The 16264-nt window shown below is 68.9% G+C and carries 14 protein-coding genes; 3 read left to right on the forward strand and 11 right to left on the reverse strand.

The features are described from left to right. Window positions 1–49: 49 nt before the first annotated feature. From prcB to arc, 5 genes are all read right to left on the reverse strand, one after another. Window positions 50–895 carry a proteasome subunit beta gene (prcB, locus tag AVL59_RS34825; RefSeq protein ID WP_067312718.1) on the reverse strand — a complete coding sequence of 282 codons (846 nt, stop codon included), beginning with the start codon at window positions 893–895 and terminating at the stop codon, window positions 50–52. After that, window positions 847–1437 carry an endonuclease VII domain-containing protein gene (locus AVL59_RS34830; RefSeq protein ID WP_067312720.1) on the reverse strand — a complete coding sequence of 197 codons (591 nt, stop codon included), beginning with the start codon at window positions 1435–1437 and terminating at the stop codon, window positions 847–849. Before AVL59_RS34830 ends, prcB begins: the two co-directional genes overlap by 49 nt. Before the next feature lie 8 nt (window positions 1438–1445). After that, window positions 1446–1664: a ubiquitin-like protein Pup gene (locus AVL59_RS34835; RefSeq protein ID WP_030608326.1), complete on the reverse strand. Its 219-nt coding sequence runs from the start codon at window positions 1662–1664 to the stop codon at window positions 1446–1448. Between the two features lie 198 nt (window positions 1665–1862). After that, complete coding sequence (gene dop / locus AVL59_RS34840; protein ID WP_372450393.1) at window positions 1863–3374, reverse strand: depupylase/deamidase Dop; 1512 nt, start codon at window positions 3372–3374, stop codon at window positions 1863–1865. A 232-nt stretch (window positions 3375–3606) separates the two neighbouring features. Continuing rightward, a complete protein-coding gene (arc, locus tag AVL59_RS34845) occupies window positions 3607–5373 on the reverse strand; it encodes a proteasome ATPase (protein WP_067312723.1) in 1767 nt (588 codons plus the stop codon). Between the two features lie 519 nt (window positions 5374–5892). Here arc and AVL59_RS34850 point away from each other — a divergent pair. After that, on the forward strand, window positions 5893–6195 hold the full coding sequence (locus tag AVL59_RS34850) for a ferredoxin (protein ID WP_067312725.1): 303 nt from the start codon (window positions 5893–5895) through the stop codon (window positions 6193–6195). Between the two features lie 22 nt (window positions 6196–6217). Here the strand turns inward: AVL59_RS34850 and AVL59_RS34855 are convergent, their stop codons facing one another. From AVL59_RS34855 to AVL59_RS34865, 3 genes are all read right to left on the reverse strand, one after another. Further along, entirely contained in the window at window positions 6218–6799 is a 582-nt protein-coding gene (locus tag AVL59_RS34855) for a hypothetical protein (RefSeq protein ID WP_067312727.1), read from the reverse strand. A 233-nt stretch (window positions 6800–7032) separates the two neighbouring features. Continuing rightward, window positions 7033–7935: a tRNA (adenine-N1)-methyltransferase gene (locus AVL59_RS34860; protein ID WP_067312729.1), complete on the reverse strand. Its 903-nt coding sequence runs from the start codon at window positions 7933–7935 to the stop codon at window positions 7033–7035. Window positions 7936–7973: 38 nt separating this feature from the next. After that, on the reverse strand, window positions 7974–9809 hold the full coding sequence (locus tag AVL59_RS34865; protein ID WP_067312731.1) for a site-2 protease family protein: 1836 nt from the start codon (window positions 9807–9809) through the stop codon (window positions 7974–7976). Window positions 9810–9988: 179 nt separating this feature from the next. Between AVL59_RS34865 and AVL59_RS34870 the strand changes: the two genes are divergently transcribed. Together AVL59_RS34870 and AVL59_RS34875 are read left to right on the forward strand one after the other, a co-directional pair. Next, complete coding sequence (locus AVL59_RS34870) at window positions 9989–10924, forward strand: RecB family exonuclease (RefSeq protein WP_067312733.1); 936 nt, start codon at window positions 9989–9991, stop codon at window positions 10922–10924. Between the two features lie 64 nt (window positions 10925–10988). Further along, on the forward strand, window positions 10989–11660 hold the full coding sequence (locus tag AVL59_RS34875) for a response regulator (protein WP_067312735.1): 672 nt from the start codon (window positions 10989–10991) through the stop codon (window positions 11658–11660). Window positions 11661–11727: 67 nt separating this feature from the next. Here the strand turns inward: AVL59_RS34875 and AVL59_RS34880 are convergent, their stop codons facing one another. The 3 genes from AVL59_RS34880 to AVL59_RS34890 form a co-directional block, all read right to left on the reverse strand. Next, window positions 11728–13308, reverse strand: a complete 1581-nt coding sequence (locus tag AVL59_RS34880; protein WP_067312737.1) for an ABC transporter substrate-binding protein — start codon at window positions 13306–13308, stop codon at window positions 11728–11730. 115 nt (window positions 13309–13423) lie between these two features. Beyond that, window positions 13424–15028 carry an ABC transporter substrate-binding protein gene (locus AVL59_RS34885; RefSeq protein ID WP_067312739.1) on the reverse strand — a complete coding sequence of 535 codons (1605 nt, stop codon included), beginning with the start codon at window positions 15026–15028 and terminating at the stop codon, window positions 13424–13426. 432 nt (window positions 15029–15460) lie between these two features. Beyond that, a complete protein-coding gene (locus AVL59_RS34890) occupies window positions 15461–16162 on the reverse strand; it encodes an HAD family hydrolase (RefSeq protein WP_067312741.1) in 702 nt (233 codons plus the stop codon). Window positions 16163–16264: the final 102 nt, after the last annotated feature.

Here is a 16264-nt window from a genome sequence, read left to right on the forward strand (position 1 = left end):
CCTTTCTGTCATGGTCACTGGATCACCTTCACAAGAAACGGGCCCGCACTCAGAGCAGGGCGGCCTTGGGGCCGTCGGGCTCCTCCAGACGCCGCTGCAGCACCGCACGGGACAGCTCGGAGGTCTCGTCCTCGGTGAGCCGGCGGAAACCGTCCTCGGTGATCACCGTGATGATCGGGTAGATCCGGCGGGCGACATCGGGACCACCGGTCGCCGAGTCGTCGTCTGCCGCGTCGTACAGGGCCTGGACCACCAGGGTCGTGGCCTGCTCCTGGCTCAGATCGTCACGGAACAGCTTCTTCATCGCCCCACGCGCGAAGATCGAACCGGAACCCGTCGCCGCGAAATGCTGCTCCTCGGAACGGCCGCCCGTGACGTCGTAGGAGAAGATGCGCCCCCTCTCCCGGTCCAGGTCGTACCCGGCGAACAGCGGCACCACGGCCAGGCCCTGCATGGCCATGCCGAGGTTGGAACGGATCATCGTCGACAGTCGGTTCGCCTTGCCCTCCAGCGACAGCTGGGCGCCCTCGACCTTCTCGAAGTGCTCCAGCTCCAGCTGGAAGAGCTTGACCATCTCGACGGCCAGACCGGCGGTACCGGCGATACCCACCGCCGAGTACTCGTCCGCCGGGAAGACCTTCTCGATGTCCCGCTGAGCGATGACATTGCCCATGGTCGCCCGGCGGTCACCGGCCAGCACCACGCCACCGGGGAAGGTCACCGCCACGATGGTCGTGCCGTGCGGCGCCTCGATCACCCCCTGGGTGGGCGGCAGCTGCCGCTTGCCGGGCAGCAGCTCGGGCTGGTGCTCCGACAGGAAGTCCATGAACGAAGAGGACCCAGGCGTCAGGAAGGCAGCTGGTAGACGCCCGGTGCCACGAGTATTGGCTTCCACGAGTTTCCTTCCAGATAGGCGGCTGCCCGGCGTACGGCGTCGGGGTTGTCACCCAACTTGCCGATGGCCGAATTGCAGTTGAAGCACAGTACGCCACGGACCCTACCCGTCTTGTGGCAGTGATCCACATGCACGGCGGGGGCATCCAGGCAGATCACGCAGAGCCCGCGCTGAGCGGCGATCATCGCGTCGCGTTCGGACTCGGTGAGGCCGTAGTTGCGCTTGAGGTGGTCCGCCCGCCCACGGACGGCACGGCAAGCCTTGCATCGCGTCGACAGCCCATCGGAAGCGGTCGCGTTACGGTGCCATTCGCTGTGGGACTTGATCTCGCCGCACGACCGGCAGAGCTTGTACCCGTTGGGCACGTCCACCTTCTCGCGCACCGTCTTGCCCCGTGCTTCCTGTCGTCGCCGGTAGTACTCGGCAGCGCACTCGCGACAATTGACCTGCAGGCCGTCAGGCCGAGACCTGTTGCCCGCGAATGCGCCGACCGAAAGTACCTTCTGGCATGTCGAGCACTTCTTCGATCCCCCGTCGTTCATGGATGTGACTACTGTCCACCCTTTTGAACGAACGAGCGTACGAAGTCCTCCGCGTTCTCCTCCAAGACATCGTCGATCTCGTCCAGGACGGAGTCCACGTCGTCGCTCAGCTTCTCGTGACGCTCCTTGAGGTCCTCGGAAGCCTGCGCGTCCTGCGCCTGCTCCTCGACCTCCTCGGTGGAGCGTGTGGCCTTCTGCTGGCCGCCGCCGGTGTCCTTGGTTGCCATAACCCTCACCCCGCTCAGTTCGCCCGACATGGTCGACGGGTCGGCATTCCTGCCGATCGGTGATGATCAGACCCTACAAGCCGGGTCCGACATCGGCCCCGCAGTTTCGACAACGTACGGGGGCCACCTCGATGATTCCCGGGCGGTGGGATTTCCACCCTGTCCGCCCGGGGTGGTGCGTGTGCCCGCTGATCGCGCTCAGCCGCCTGACAGGACCCTGACCAGGTCTTCTGCGGTGCGGCAGCGGTCCAGCAGTTCCTTGACGTGATTTCGCGTTCCGCGTAGCGGTTCGAGGGTTGGAACGCGCTGGAGGGAGTCGCGGCCGGGGAGGTCGAAGATGACCGAGTCCCAGGAGGCCGCGGCCACGTCGTCCGCGTACTGCTCCAGGCAGCGGCCGCGGAAGTAGGCGCGGGTGTCCTCCGGTGGCTTCGTGCGGGCCCGGTCGACCTCGGACTCGTCCAGGAGCCGCTTGATGCGTCCGCGGGCCGCCAGACGGTTGTAGAGGCCTTTCTCGGCGCGTACGTCGGCGTACTGGAGGTCGACGAGGTGGAGCCGGGCGGCGTCCCAGTCGAGGCCGTCGCGGCGGCGGTAGCCCTCCATCAGTTCGCGTTTGGCGACCCAGTCGAGTTCGCCGGCGAGGCTCATCGGGTCGTGCTCCAGCCGGTTGAGGGTGTCCTCCCAGCGGGAGAGGACGTCCTTGGTCTGGTCGTCGGCGTCGGCGCCGAAGCGTTCCTCGACGTACTTGCGGGAGAGCTCGAAGTACTCCATCTGCAGCTGGACGGCTGTCAGGGTCCTGCCGCTACGCAGGGTGATCAGTCGCTTGAGCGAGGGGTCGTGGGAGACCTGGTGGAGTGTGCGGACGGGCTGGTCGACGGCGAGGTCGACCGCGATGAAGCCGTCCTCGATCATGGACAGGACGAGGGCGGTCGTGCCGAGCTTCAGGTAGGTGGAGATCTCGGAGAGGTTCGCGTCGCCGATGATGACGTGGAGGCGGCGGTACTTCTCGGCGTCGGCGTGGGGTTCGTCCCGCGTGTTGATGATGGGGCGCTTCAGCGTCGTCTCCAGGCCGACCTCGACCTCGAAGTAGTCGGCGCGCTGGCTGAGCTGGAAGCCGTGTTCGTGTCCGTCCTGGCCGATGCCGACGCGGCCCGCTCCGGCGAAGACCTGGCGGGAGACGAAGAAGGGGGTGAGGTGGCGCACGATGTCCGAGAAGGGGGTTTCCCGCTTCATCAGGTAGTTCTCGTGCGTGCCGTAGGAGGCGCCCTTGTTGTCGGTGTTGTTCTTGTAGAGGTGGATCTGCTGGGCGCCGGGGAGCTGGGCGGCGCGTTCGGCGGCTTCGGCCATGATGCGTTCGCCGGCCTTGTCCCAGAGGACGGCGTCGCGGGGGTTGGTGACCTCCGGGGCGCTGTATTCGGGGTGGGCGTGGTCGACGTAGAGGCGTGCGCCGTTGGTGAGGATGACGTTGGCGAGGCCGATGTCCTCGTCGGTGAGCTGGCTGGCGTCGGCGGCTTCTCGGGCGAGGTCGAAGCCTCGTGCGTCGCGCAGCGGGTTTTCCTCCTCGAAGTCCCAGCGGGCCCGGCGGGCCCGGTGCATCGCCGCCGCGTAGGCGTTGACGATCTGGGATGAGGTGAGCATGGCATTGGCGTTGGGGTGGCCGGGGACGGAGATCCCGTACTCCGTCTCGATGCCCATTACTCGCCGTACGGTCATGCGGCCCTCCTTGCCCGGCGGAGCCCTCGGTCGTGGGCACCGCTCACGTCCCGCTGGCGCTCCGGTGCGTGTGCGGTGCCCGTCCCCGCACTGCGCGACTCGGCGGTAGGAAAGAGCCTAGAACGCCTTTGCGCTGGTGGGGAGATCATTTGCGTCATTGCCTGCTCCGGTCGTGGCCGGAAAAACAGTCGGCTGCGGGTGCCCGGTGGGGGCACCCGCAGCCGCCCTGCTTTTACAGGTACTGTCCGGTGTTCGCCACCGTGTCGATGGAGCGTCCGGTGTCTGCGCCTTGCTTTCCGGTGATGAGGGTACGGATGTAGACGATCCGTTCGCCCTTCTTTCCGGAGATGCGGGCCCAGTCGTCGGGGTTGGTGGTGTTGGGCAGGTCTTCGTTCTCCTTGAACTCGTCCACGCATGCCTGGAGGAGGTGGGAGACGCGCAGACCCTTCTGGTTCTTCTCCAGGAAGTCCTTGATCGCCATTTTCTTGGCGCGGCCCACGATGTTTTCGATCATGGCTCCGGAGTTGAAGTCCTTGAAGTAGAGGACTTCCTTGTCGCCGTTGGCGTAGGTGACTTCCAGGAAGCGGTTTTCCTCGGATTCGGCGTACATGTGCTCGACCGCCGTCTGGATCATGCTCTGGACGGTGGTTTCCTTGCTGCCGCCGTGTTCGCCGAGGTCGTCGGCGTGCAGCGGGAGGCGCTCGGTGAGGTACTTGCCGAAGATGTCCTTGGCCGCTTCGGCGTCCGGGCGCTCGATCTTGATCTTCACGTCGAGTCGGCCGGGGCGCAGGATGGCGGGGTCGATCATGTCCTCGCGGTTGGAGGCGCCGATGACGACCACGTTCTGCAGGCCTTCCACGCCGTCGATCTCGGCGAGGAGCTGGGGGACGATGGTGTTCTCCACGTCCGAGCTGACGCCGGAGCCGCGGGTGCGGAAGAGGGACTCCATCTCGTCGAAGAAGACGATCACGGGGGTGCCCTCGCTGGCCTTCTCACGGGCACGCTGGAAGACGAGGCGGATCTGCCGCTCGGTCTCGCCGACGTACTTGTTGAGCAGCTCGGGGCCCTTGATGTTGAGGAAGAAGCTCTTGCCGGCGGCTTGGCCGGTGACCTCGGCGACCTTCTTGGCGAGCGAGTTGGCGACGGCCTTGGCGATGAGTGTCTTGCCGCAGCCGGGGGGGCCGTAGAGCAGGACGCCCTTGGGCGGGCGCAGCTCGTGCTCCTTGAAGAGGTCGGGGTAGAGGTACGGGAGCTCGACGGCGTCGCGGATGGCCTCGATCTGGTTGCCGAGGCCGCCGATCTGCTCGTAGCCGATGTCGGGGACCTCTTCGAGGACGAGCTCTTCGACCTCGCTCTTGGGTACGACTTCGTAGACGTAGCCGGAGCGGGGTTCGAGCAGGAGGGCGTCGCCGGGCCGGATGGTGACGTCCAGCAGCGGCTCGGCGAGCCGTACCACCCGTTCCTCGTCGGTGTGCCCCAGCACGAGGGCTCGCTCGCCGTCCTCGAGGATCTCCTTGAGGGTGACGATGTCGCCGACGCTCTCGTACTCCATGGCCTCGACCACGTTGAGCGCTTCGTTGAGCATGACCTCCTGGCCACGCCTGAGGTCGTCGACCTCGACGCTCGGGCTGACGTTCACCCGCAGTTTGCGGCCGCCGGTGAAGATGTCGGCGGTGCCGTCCTCGTTGGCCTGCAGGAAGACTCCGAAGCCGGCCGGCGGCTGGGCGAGACGGTCGACCTCCTCCTTGAGGGCCACGATCTGGTCGCGGGCCTCGCGGAGGGTGTTGGCCAGTCGCTCGTTCTGCGCGGAGACGCCGGCCAGGTTCGTCTGCAGCTCGACGATCCGCTCTTCGAGAATCCTCGTGTGTCGCGGAGAGTCGGCGAGCTTGCGTCGCAGGACGGCGATCTCCTGCTCAAGGTAGGCGATCTGCCCGGCCGGGTCGTCGGACCCTCGTCCCGGGCGGATGCCGCGGTTCATGTCGTCGTCGTGGGCTGCCACGGTCCTCACCTCCTCCAAGGGGAGCTGGACGCTTCCAGACCCTACCTGGGTGGGTGACGATTGAAACCCCTAGATCACAATGACTGTCAAGGTGTGTCGTCGGTCACCCGGTGCGCTCCCTCTCGCACGGAGGGGATACCCACTGAACGTGATTCGGAAGCGACTTGTTCCTTGTCGGGGGTGGTCAAAACCCTTCAGGAGTGGCTGGAGTTGTCCGTTCCGGGCCGGTCGGCCGGTTGGCGAGCGGGATCGGGGTCGCTCGCACGTTCATCACGCTGAGCGACGGTTCGGGTGTCCGGCGTCACCGTCGAGCGGCCTGAGGTGTTCGTCACGGGGCTTGCCGGGGCCGGCGTCCCCGGCCGGGTGTCCGCACCCCGGGGTACCGGAGTGGGGTCCCGGTACCGGTCGAGGCCGGCCGGATCGCGGGCAGAGGTAGGGTCGGGGTGTTCAACAGCCGCTGGAGCGGACCCGGCTGGCCTTGGTGCCGGGGCACGGTCCGGCGCACCGACGGCAGGAGAGATGACCGTGCAACAGGAGGCCCCGGGCGGCGAGGCGCTGGAGGTCTGGATCGATCAGGACCTGTGTACCGGCGACGGGATCTGCGCCCAGTACGCCCCTGAGGTGTTCGAGCTGGACATCGACGGGCTGGCCTATGTGAAGGGCGCGGACGACGAGCTGCTTCAGGACGGAGGGGCGACGACGCCCGTGCCGTTGCCGCTGCTCGTGGACGTGGTGGACTCGGTGAAGGAGTGTCCCGGCGAGTGTATTCATGTGCGCCGGGTTTCGGACAGGGTCGAGGTGTACGGGCCCGACGCCGGCTGAGTCCGGGCCGGGCCCGGGTGGGTCAGACGCTGTGGTCCCCGGCCGGGGTGGAGCGGAGGAACGCGTTGCCGTTCCACTGCCACTTGGCCGGGGTTTTCGTGTCGGGGCAGCAACTGGGCACGTCGGACGAGGAGTAGCCGAGCAGGGTGGCGCCGACGGCTCGCGCGCGCAGGGTGAAGTCGGTGACGGTGAGCCGGTCCTTGGGGTCGACGAGGGTGGCGACGACGCGGGCCTTGCCGCCGTCGGTGCCCCGGGTGAGGACGTAGACGCCGTCGGGCGGGGTGCCCATGGGGGCGTCGCAGTGGACGACGGCGACGGTTTCCGGCCTGCCGTCCCCGTCGAGGTCTCCGGTGGCTTTCTTGACGACCACGGCCTTCACGGGTCCGCATGCGAGGGGGAAGGCCACACCTGTCGTGCTGGGCGGTGCGACGGCTGCGGGGGCCGACTTGACCTCGGTGCCGGGGGCGGGCTGGGCGGCCGTTGCCGATCCGGGCTGGACGAGCGAGGAGAGGGCCACGACGCCGGAGACGGCGGTGGCGGTGGCGACCCAGTGGATGGGGCGGGTGTGGGCGTGGGCGAGCTCCGGAGCGGCGGATTGCTGCACTAGGAGTGTCTCCTGTGAGGGCTGTGCCGGTGGGGGCGGTGGCCAGCATCGTGCCACACGTCACAGGACGGGGGAACGGCGGGGTCGGTACGGATTTTCGCAGGCGGGCGACGTGCGCGCGGGGGGCGTGCGCGTGGTGCCGGCCCGTCAACGGGAGGGCGCCGCGACCGGGTTCCCGGGATCGGTGGGGAACTCGGGCACGGCGCCCTCGCGTTGTGCCGGGTGGGGGCCGGTCAGCGGCCGGTGCCGCCGTCGGCGTTGGGTCCCGCGTAGTCGTCGCCGTAGGCGCCCTTGGCGGGGCGGCGGCGGCGCATGGGCGGCTCGACGCCGTCGGCGAGGCGGCGGGCGGTGAGCAGGAAGCCGGTGTGGCCGATCATGCGGTGGTCGGGGCGGACGGCCAGGCCTTCGATGTGCCAGTTGCGGATCATCGTCTCCCAGGAGGTCGGCTCGTTGAAGCAGCCGATCTCGCGGATGGACTCGACGGTCCGGGCGAGCTGGGTGGTGGTGGCCACGTAGCAGCACAGGATGCCGCCGGGGACGAGTGCCTTGGAGACGGCTTCCAGGCATTCCCAGGGGGCGAGCATGTCGAGGATGACGCGGTCGACGTCGGTGTCGGACAGGTTGTCCTGGAGGTCGCCGACGGTGAGCTGCCAGGCGGGGTGGGGGCCGCCGAAGTAGCGCTCCACGTTCTGCTGGGCGATCTCGGCGAAGTCCTCGCGGCGCTCGTAGGAGTGCAGCATGCCCTGGTCGCCGATGGCGCGCAGCAGGAAGCTGCTGAGCGAGCCGGAGCCGACGCCGGCCTCCACGACGCGGGCGCCGGGGAAGATGTCGGCGAAGGCGAGGATCTGCCCCGCGTCCTTGGGGTAGACGACGGCTGCCCCGCGGGGCATGGACAGGACGTAGTCGGGGAGCAGGGGGCGCAGCGCGAGGTAGGCGACGTTGCCGGTGGTGCGGACAACGCTGCCCTCGGGAGCGCCGATCAGTTCGTCGTGCGGGAAGGAGCCCTTGTGGGTGTGGAAGTTCTTCCCGGCTTCGAGCGTGAACGTGTAGTGGCGGCCCTTGGGGTCGGTCAGCTGAACCTGGTCCCCGACCTTGAAGGGCCCGCGCCTGCGGGCGGCACCGGTCGGTTCGGACATGTGACCAGCCTACCGGGGTTTGTGGGGGCCGCCGACCACTACGAGGGCCTGGCCATGGCCCTCACGAAGGCGCGCTCGACGTCGGCGGCGGACAGGACACCGTAGATCTCGCCGGTCTCCTCGACGACGAGGTATTCGGTCGCCGGGGTGGCGCGCAGGGTGTCGAGCAGTGCCTCTCCGGCCAGCTCTGCGGAGACGCGCATGCCGTCGGTCAGGTCCTGGGCGAGGCCGCTGACGGCGACCCAGGGGCGGCGGTGTTCGGGTACGCCGACGATGGCGGCCTCGCGGACGAGGGAGAGGGGGTTGCCGTCGGCGTCGACGACGACCAGGGCGCGGGCGCCGGCGGCGTTGGCGCGGCGCAGGGCTTCGGAGAGGGGGGTGTCGGTCTGTACGGGGACGGCGCGGCGGGTGAGGGTGCGGGCGCGCAGTTCGGGGAGGTGTTCGCGCAGGCGGGCCATGCGCAGGCTGTTGCCGGCGCCGGTCCAGATGATCGCGGCGAGGATGGCGGCGAGCAGGGCGTCGGTGACGGTGTCCATGCCGCCGACGTCCTCGTTGCCGCCGCCGAGGGCGCCGGACTGGTTGAGCAGCGGGAGGCCGATGAGGACGGAGAGGGCGAGGGCGCGGCCGAACCAGGCGGCGGCGACGGTGCCGCTCATGGGCTTGCCGGTGATTTTCCAGACGACGGCGCGGAGCATGCGGCCGCCGTCGAGGGGCAGGCCGGGGAGCAGGTTGAAGACGGCGACGATGAGGTTGGAGATCATCAGGCCGGCGAGCAGGACGCCGGGGACGGTGTCGGGTTCGACGGTTTTCATGGCCAGGTAGAACAGCCCGGCGAGGACCAGGGAGAGCAGGGGGCCGACGAACGCCAGGACGAACTCGCGGCCCGGGGTCTCGGCCTCCTTCTCGATCTCGGAGACGCCGCCGAAGAACTGGAGCTGGATACGGCGGACGGGGAGCTTGAAGCGGATCGCGGCGACGGTGTGGGCGAGTTCGTGGATGAGGACGGAGGCGTAGAAGGCGACGGCGAAGAAGAGGGACACCAGGTAGCGGGTGGCGCCGAGTTCGGGCAGGACGCGGTCGAGCTGGCCGCCGAAGACCCAGGTGATGAGGGCGGCGACGAGGAACCAGCTCGGTGCGACGTACACGGGTACGCCGAAGGGCCGGCCCATCAGCAGGCCGCCGCCGGGCTCCTTGGGCCGTGGCTGCGGCGGTTCGCCCTTGGCGATACCGGAGTGTGCGAGGGACCGGTGCTCACCGGACCGCGCGTCGCCGCCGCTCCGCGGCTCCGGGGTGGCACCTCCGGCGCCCTCACCGGTCGACGGCTCCGGCCGCGGGGCTTCCCCGGGCTCACCGGTCGACGACTCCGGATGCACGACTCCGTCAACCTCGCCGGTCGCCGGCCCAGGACTCCCCGCTCCCCCGTCCTCACCGGCCCCCGACGCCGAGACGCTCGCTCCCGCCCCCTCGTCGGTCGACGGTTTCGGGCCTGCCGCCGGTGTGTTCTCGGCGGCCGTCGGCTGTGGGTGGACGGGGGCTTCGGGGGCGTCGGTCGTCGGGGCCGGGCTCTCCGCTCGGGTGTGCCCGTCGGCCTGCGGCTCCGGGGTCTGGGCTGTCCCGGGCTCGTCGGGGTGGGGCTTCGGGTTTGTCGGCCGGGTGGACTCGTCGGTGTCCGGTGGCGGGCTCGGGGCCTGCCGGGAGTGTTCGGGGGGCGTGTCCTCGTGGTGGGGTGGGTTCTGTAGGGGTGCGGGGGCGTCGTGGGGCTCCGGCCCGGGGTGGTCGGTGGGTCCGGCTGCCGGGGCCGCAGGTGCTGCGGGGTGCTCGGCCTGCTCGTCGTTGCCGGACCGCGGCTGCCCGCTCCCGCCGCTCACGTCCACGGTGTCCCCTCGATCGAAGCGTCTTCCGCGCCGTGCCGGCCGGAAGGGTCTGTGGTCGATGGTATGCGGCCGTGGTGGCGCGTTCCGCCCCGGCACCCCTTGAGTTTGCTCTGCCGTCGCATGGCCGGCGCGGCACACGGCTGGGTCACTGTCAGTGCCGGGCCGTATGGTCTGTGGTCATGGACAGCAGCATCGAGGACGGGGTCCAGCCGGTGGGCCGGACACCGGCGGACGCGGAGGCGGCCACCGTCAGCAGCAGTGCGGCCGAGCCGGTGGGCGAGCGGGCGGCCATGGCGCCGACCTCGTTGTCTCCCTCGCGCGCGAGTGACTTCATGCAGTGTCCGCTGCTGTACCGGTTCCGGGTGATCGACCGGCTGCCGGAGAAGCCGAGCGAGGCGGCGACCCGGGGGACCTTGGTGCACGCGGTCCTTGAGCGGCTGTTCGACGCGCCGGCCACGGAGCGGACCGCGCCGCGGGCCAAGGCGCTGATCCCGGGACAGTGGGACCGGCTGCGGGAGACCCGGCCGGAGGTCACGGAGCTGTTCGCGGACGATCCGGACGGGGAGCGGCTCGCCCGGTGGCTCGGTGAGGCGGAGCGGCTCGTGGAGCGCTGGTTCACGCTGGAGGACCCGTCGCGGCTGGAGCCGGCCGAGCGGGAGCTGTTCGTCGAGGCCGAGCTGGATTCCGGGCTGCGGCTGCGCGGGATCATCGACCGGGTGGATGTGGCGCCCACCGGCGAGGTGCGGATCGTCGACTACAAGACGGGCAAGGCGCCGCGGGCGGAGTACGCCGAGGGCGCGCTGTTCCAGATGAAGTTCTATGCCCTGGTGGTGTGGCGGTTGAAGCGGGTGGTTCCGCGGCGGCTTCAGCTGGTGTACCTCGGCAGCGGCGACGTGCTGACCTACGACCCGGTGATGGCCGATCTGGAGCGGGTGGAGCGCAAGCTGCTCGCGTTGTGGGAGGCGATCGAGCGGGCGACGGAGTCGGGTGAGTGGCGGCCCCGGCCGACGAAGCTGTGCGGCTGGTGCGATCACCAGGCGCACTGTCCGGAGTTCGGCGGCACTCCCCCGCCGTATCCGCTGCCGGTGCGGGCGCCCGAGTCGGACGCCAGGTGAGCCCAGGGCGAATCAACGCAGACGCGCAGGGCAGAATGGGGCCGGACTAGCGAAGGAGTGTCACGTGGCCATCCGCGTCCTACTGGTCGACGACCAGCCGTTGCTGCGTACGGGTTTCCGGATGATCCTGGAGGCCGAGCAGGATCTCGCGGTCGTGGGTGAGGCCGGTGACGGCTTGCAGGCCCTCGATCAGGTGCGGGCCCTGCAGCCCGATGTCGTACTGATGGACATCCGGATGCCTCGGATGGACGGGGTGGAGGCGACACGGCAGATCACGGGGCCGGGGCGGGACGGTCCGGCGAAGGTGCTGGTGCTGACCACGTTCGACCTGGACGAGTACGTGGTGGAGGCGCTGCGGGCCGGGGCGAGCGGGTTCCTGCTGAAGGACGCGCCCGCGCATGAGCTGGTGCAGGCCATCAGGGTCGTCGCGGCCGGTGAGGCGATGCTGGCGCCGAGCATCACGCGTCGGCTGCTGGACAAGTACGCCACGCATCTGCCCTCCGGCGAGGAGCCGGTGCCGGACACTCTGCACACGCTCACCGACCGTGAGGTGGAGGTGCTGAAGCTGGTGTCGCGCGGGTTGTCGAACGCGGAGATCGCCGCCGATCTGTTCGTCAGCGAGACCACCGTGAAGACGCATGTGGGGCACGTCCTGACCAAGCTGGGTCTGCGGGACCGGGTGCAGGCCGCGGTGTACGCGTACGAGAGCGGGCTGGTGCGTCCGGGCGCGCAGTAGGCCGGTACGACGCCGAGGGCGCCCCTCCCGGGTGGGAGGGGCGCCCTCGGCGTCTGCGGGGCGGGTGTCAGCTCTTGCTCAGTTCCCAGAAGCGGAACACCGTCGAGGCGTCCAGGCAGTACTCCAGGCCGTAGACACCGTCGCGGGCGACCGCGTACTGCTTGGCCTGCCAGATCGGCAGGACGGGCAGTTCGTCGGCGACGATGTTCTGCAGCTTGCCGAAGTCCTGGTCGGTGGCGGCGCGGTCGCTCTGCGCGGCCGTGTGCGGGATGAGGGTGCCGGTGATGGTGTTGTTGCCGTAGTGGTTGCCGAGCACGTTGTCCTTGCCGAAGAAGGGTGCCGTGAAGTTGTCGGCGTCCGGGTAGTCGGGCACCCAGCCCTTCACGTACACGCCGTAGCGGCCCTTGGCGATGTCCTTCTCGTACTGGTCGAAGGGGACGGACTTGACGTCGGCCTGGAAGAGCCCGCTGGCGTTGAGCTGGCCGGCGATGGCCTTCAGCTCCTCGTCGGTGGCGGGGCCGTAGCGCGAGGGCGTGGACCAGAGGGTGAGCCTGACCTTGCCGGTGATGCCGGCGGCGCGCAGCGCGGCGGCGGCCTTGTCCTTGGAGGGGCGGGCGCCGTAGGTGTCGAAGAAGGCCGTGTTGTGCCCGGCGATGCCCGCCGGGATGATCGAGTACAGCGGGGTGGCGGTGCCCTGGTAGACGTTCTTGACGAGGGCGTCGCGGTCGACGAGGTAGGCCATGGCCTTGCGGACGCCGAGCTTGCCGGCGACCGGGTCCTTCATGTTGAAGACCAGGTGCTGGACCTCGGCGCTGGTGCCCTCGACGACGTCGACGCCCTTGCTGTCGTCCTGGCGGTCGAGGCCGGCGATGTCGCTGGCGGTCAGGCCTCGGTAGGCGAGGTCGATGTCGCCGTCTTCGAGGGCCTTCTTCAGGGCGGTGCGGTCGCCGTGGAAGAACTTCAGGGTCACGCCGGAGTTCTTGGCCTCGACGGTGCCCTTGTAGTCGGAGTTGACGGAGAAGACCGCCTGGTCCTTGTCGAAGGAGTCCAGTTTGTAGGGCCCGGAGCCGACGGCCTTGTCGTCGGTGCGCAGGCCGTTCGCGTCGTACTGCCGGTGGTCGACGATGGAGCCGGCACCGGAGGCGATCTTGCTGGGGAAGGTGGCGTCGGGGACCTTGAGCTTGAAGACGACGGTCTTCGTGTCCGGGGTCTCGACCTTGTCCAGCGTGGGGAACATGATCGCCGGGCCGGCGGGGTCGTTGATCTTCAGCATGCGGTCGAAGGAGAACTTCACGTCCTCGGCGGTGAGGCCGTCGCCGTTGCTGAACTTCAGGCCGGGCTTGAGTTCGCACCGGTAGACCATGGCCTGGTCGTCGCTGAAGGAGCAGTCCTTCGCCGCCTCCGGCTGGGGCTCGGTGGCACCCTTGGGGAAGCTGAGCAGCGACTGGAAGACGTTGTTGAACAACAGCCAGGAGCCCGGGTCGTAGCCGGAGGCGGGGTCCGTGGCGAGGACGTCGTCGGACATCCCCATCACCACGGAGGAGCCGGTGCCCCCGGACGTCCCGTTCTGCGAGCCGCAGCCGGTCAACAGGCCGGAGGCCAGCCCCGCCACGATGGGCAGGACTGGCCACTGGTTGCGCATGTTCACTGCATGTGCCTTGTCGTCGTTTCGTCGATCCGGAGCCCCCGTTCCGTGCCCCGGACATGAGGGGTGTCTCCTGGATCCTGTCGACGGCGCGCAGGACACCCCCTTGGGAGAGAGGTCAGCCGCTCACACCGCGGCCGAGCTCCCACAGCTGAAGCGTCGAGGAGGAGTTGAGGGCGTAGGAGACGCCCGTGATGTCGTCCCGTGCGGCGACGTACTGCTTGCCCTGCCACAGCGGCAGCACGGGGACGTCCTCGGCGACGGTGTCCTGAATCTCGGTCAGGGACTTGGTGGCGTTGAGCCGGTCGGCCTCGCGCCGGGACTCGGGGATCAGCGTGCGCTGGATCGTGCCGTTCGAGTACGGCGAGCCGAGGAAGTTGTCCTTGTCGAGGAAGGGCGCGAGGAAGTTGTCGGCGTCGGGGAAGTCGGGGAACCAGCCCATGCCGTAGACGTCGTACTGGCCCTTCCGCTCGGCGGGGCGGAAGGTCGCCCAGGGGTGGCCCTGGATGGTGACGTCGAACAGGCCGCTGCCGTTGAGCTGCTTCTGCAGGATCTCGAACTCCTGCTTGGTGGCCGAGCCGTAGTGGTCGGTGGTGTAGTGCAGCGTCAGCTTGACCGGGCCGGTGATGCCGGCCTTGGTGAGCAGTTCCTTCGCCTTGGCGGTGCTCGGGTTGCCGTACTTGTTGAAGAACGAGTTGGAGTGGCCGGTCAGGGTGGCCGGGACCATCGAGTACAGCGGCTCGGCCTGGGTGCCGTACACCTTGGAGACGACTTCGCCGCGGTTGATGACCTGGGCCATGGCCTGGCGGACGGCCTTGTTCTTCACGGTCGGCGCGTTGGTGTTGAAGGCCAGGTAGCGGATTTCCAGGCCGGGCATGTCGACCAGATCGACCTTGTCGTCGCCACCGCCGTCGAGCTTCTGGATCTGCGCCGGCGACATGGTGCGGGTCATGACGTCGATGTCGCCCTTGTCGATCGCGGTGCCCATGGCCTCCGCGCTGTCGTAGGAGCGCATCACGACCTTGTCGTTGTTCACCTTCACATAGCCCTTGTAGGAGGGGTTCTTGGTGAAGGTGGCGCTGACGATCACGTTGTCCTTGACGTCGGCCTTGAAGGTGTAGGGGCCGGAGCCGTCGACGTCGAAGCCGTCGCGCAGCTTGTCCTTCGCGTAGTCCTTGGGGTCGACGATGCCGGCGACCGGGGTGGACAGCTTGTACGGGAAGGTGGCGTCGGCCGTCTTGAGGTGGAAGATGACCTCGCGCTTGCCCTGGGTCTCGACGGTGTCGATGGTGTTCAGCAGGGCGGAGACACCGCTGTCGGCCTTCAGGCGCAGCGCCCGGTCGATGGAGTACTTGACGTCCTCGGCCGTGACGTCGTCGCCGCTCGCGAACTTCAGGCCGTCGCGCAGCTTGCAGGCGTAGCGCTCGCTGCCGCTGTCGGTGAAGCCGCAGCTCTCTGCGGCGTCCGGCACGGGCATGCCCTCGCCCCTGGGCTGGGTCATCAGGGTCTGCACGGTCTGGCGCAGGATGTTCCAGGTGCCGACGTCGTAGGCGTAGGCGGGGTCGACGGGCGCGGGGGCCTCGCTCGTGGCGGTGAACCGGTCCGTGGTACCCACGACGATGGCGTCGCCGCTCTTGCTCCCGCTGTCGGATCCGCCGCATGCGGCGAGAACCGGGGTGAGCAGGCCGGCCACTGCCGGCAGCACCAAAGTCTTGCGGTTCATGCGGGGGATTCTCCAGAGCTGTTCGTGTCCGTGTACCCGGCATGCATGGGTGGTGCGGCGGATCACGGGGGTTGCGGCGATGTTCTCGCGACGAGATTAGTCCGCGCTCGCAGGGCGGTTCACAGCCGTGTGAGCTGAGGCCCCATCACGCAGTGAAACCGGGTGCGGACAGACCGAAAACCCGACAGCGGCAGGATTAGTGCAGCGTCCCATCAATCGGGACACAAGGGCATGCCGATCCGCCCCGACCGGGGGTGTTCGGCACACTTGGACAGCGTTGTCGAGGCCTGCCGGCGTGGGGAACGTCACACTTCCAACTGGGTTGGGGGGTACCGGAATTCAGCCGGGCAGCCCGCTTCGAATTCCAGTTGGGTGTACTCCCCCAGATTTTTGTCCAAGCCGTCCAATGGACTTTGCACGCTGGGTGAACAACTAGCGCATTTCCGTCATCAGGCCGCGCAGAAATGCCAGGTCGACCTCTTCGAGGGAGGTCACGACGGTGCGCCGCTCGGCCGGGGCGATGGGCGCCACCGAGGGTACGGCGACGACCCGGCAGCCCGCGGCCTCGGCGGCCTCGACGCCGGTCGCGGTGTCCTCGATCACCGCGCAACGGGCCGGGTCGGCACGGAGGCCGGCGGCGGCGAGCAGATACGGGTCCGGGTACGGCTTGGTGCGCGACACTTCGTCGCCGGCCACGGTCAGGGCGAAGTGCTGGGGCCCGAGAAAGTCCAGCACGCGGTCGATGATGCGCCGGTGCGAGGCGGAGACCAGGGCGGTCGGGATCTCGTACTCGTAGAGCTCGGCGAGGAGCCGGGCGGAGCCCGGCATCAACGGCAGGGTGCGGCCGATGCGGTCCTCGAACCCTTCGTTGAGCAGGGTCGTGAGCTCGGCGAGGGTGATGTCGGCGCCGGTGGCCTCGATCAGGAAGCCCGCGCTGCGGGTCATGGGACCGCCGACCACGATGTGGCGCCAGGTGTCGTCCAGGGTGTGGCCGAGGGCCCCGAAGACCTCCACCTCCACGTCCCACCAGAAACCCTCGGTGTCCACCAGGGTGCCGTCCATGTCGAGGAGCACGGCCTGCAGGGCTGATCCTTCGGCCGTACGGGTTCCGAGCGCGGGAACCGTGCTGGTCATCCTGGCGCACCTCCTTGAGGGACGACCAGGCCGGTTCCCAGGAAGGAAACCGGCCTGCGGTGGACCGACCAGTGTACGACTTATCGGATCAGTGCGCTGTGC

The sequence above is a fragment of the Streptomyces griseochromogenes genome, from assembly GCF_001542625.1.
Lineage (GTDB): Bacteria > Actinomycetota > Actinomycetes > Streptomycetales > Streptomycetaceae > Streptomyces > Streptomyces griseochromogenes.

Coding starts and splice junctions, on each gene's coding strand:
- AVL59_RS34830 (WP_067312720.1), bottom strand. CDS start 1,437: ATGAACGACGGGGGATCGAAGAAGTGCTCGACATGCCAGAAGGTACTT.
- AVL59_RS34835 (WP_030608326.1), bottom strand. CDS start 1,664: ATGGCAACCAAGGACACCGGCGGCGGCCAGCAGAAGGCCACACGCTCC.
- dop (WP_372450393.1), bottom strand. CDS start 3,374: ATGACCGTACGGCGAGTAATGGGCATCGAGACGGAGTACGGGATCTCC.
- AVL59_RS34850 (WP_067312725.1), top strand. CDS start 5,893: ATGACCGTGCAACAGGAGGCCCCGGGCGGCGAGGCGCTGGAGGTCTGG.
- AVL59_RS34860 (WP_067312729.1), bottom strand. CDS start 7,935: ATGTCCGAACCGACCGGTGCCGCCCGCAGGCGCGGGCCCTTCAAGGTC.
- AVL59_RS34870 (WP_067312733.1), top strand. CDS start 9,989: ATGGACAGCAGCATCGAGGACGGGGTCCAGCCGGTGGGCCGGACACCG.
- AVL59_RS34885 (WP_067312739.1), bottom strand. CDS start 15,028: ATGAACCGCAAGACTTTGGTGCTGCCGGCAGTGGCCGGCCTGCTCACC.
- AVL59_RS34890 (WP_067312741.1), bottom strand. CDS start 16,162: ATGACCAGCACGGTTCCCGCGCTCGGAACCCGTACGGCCGAAGGATCA.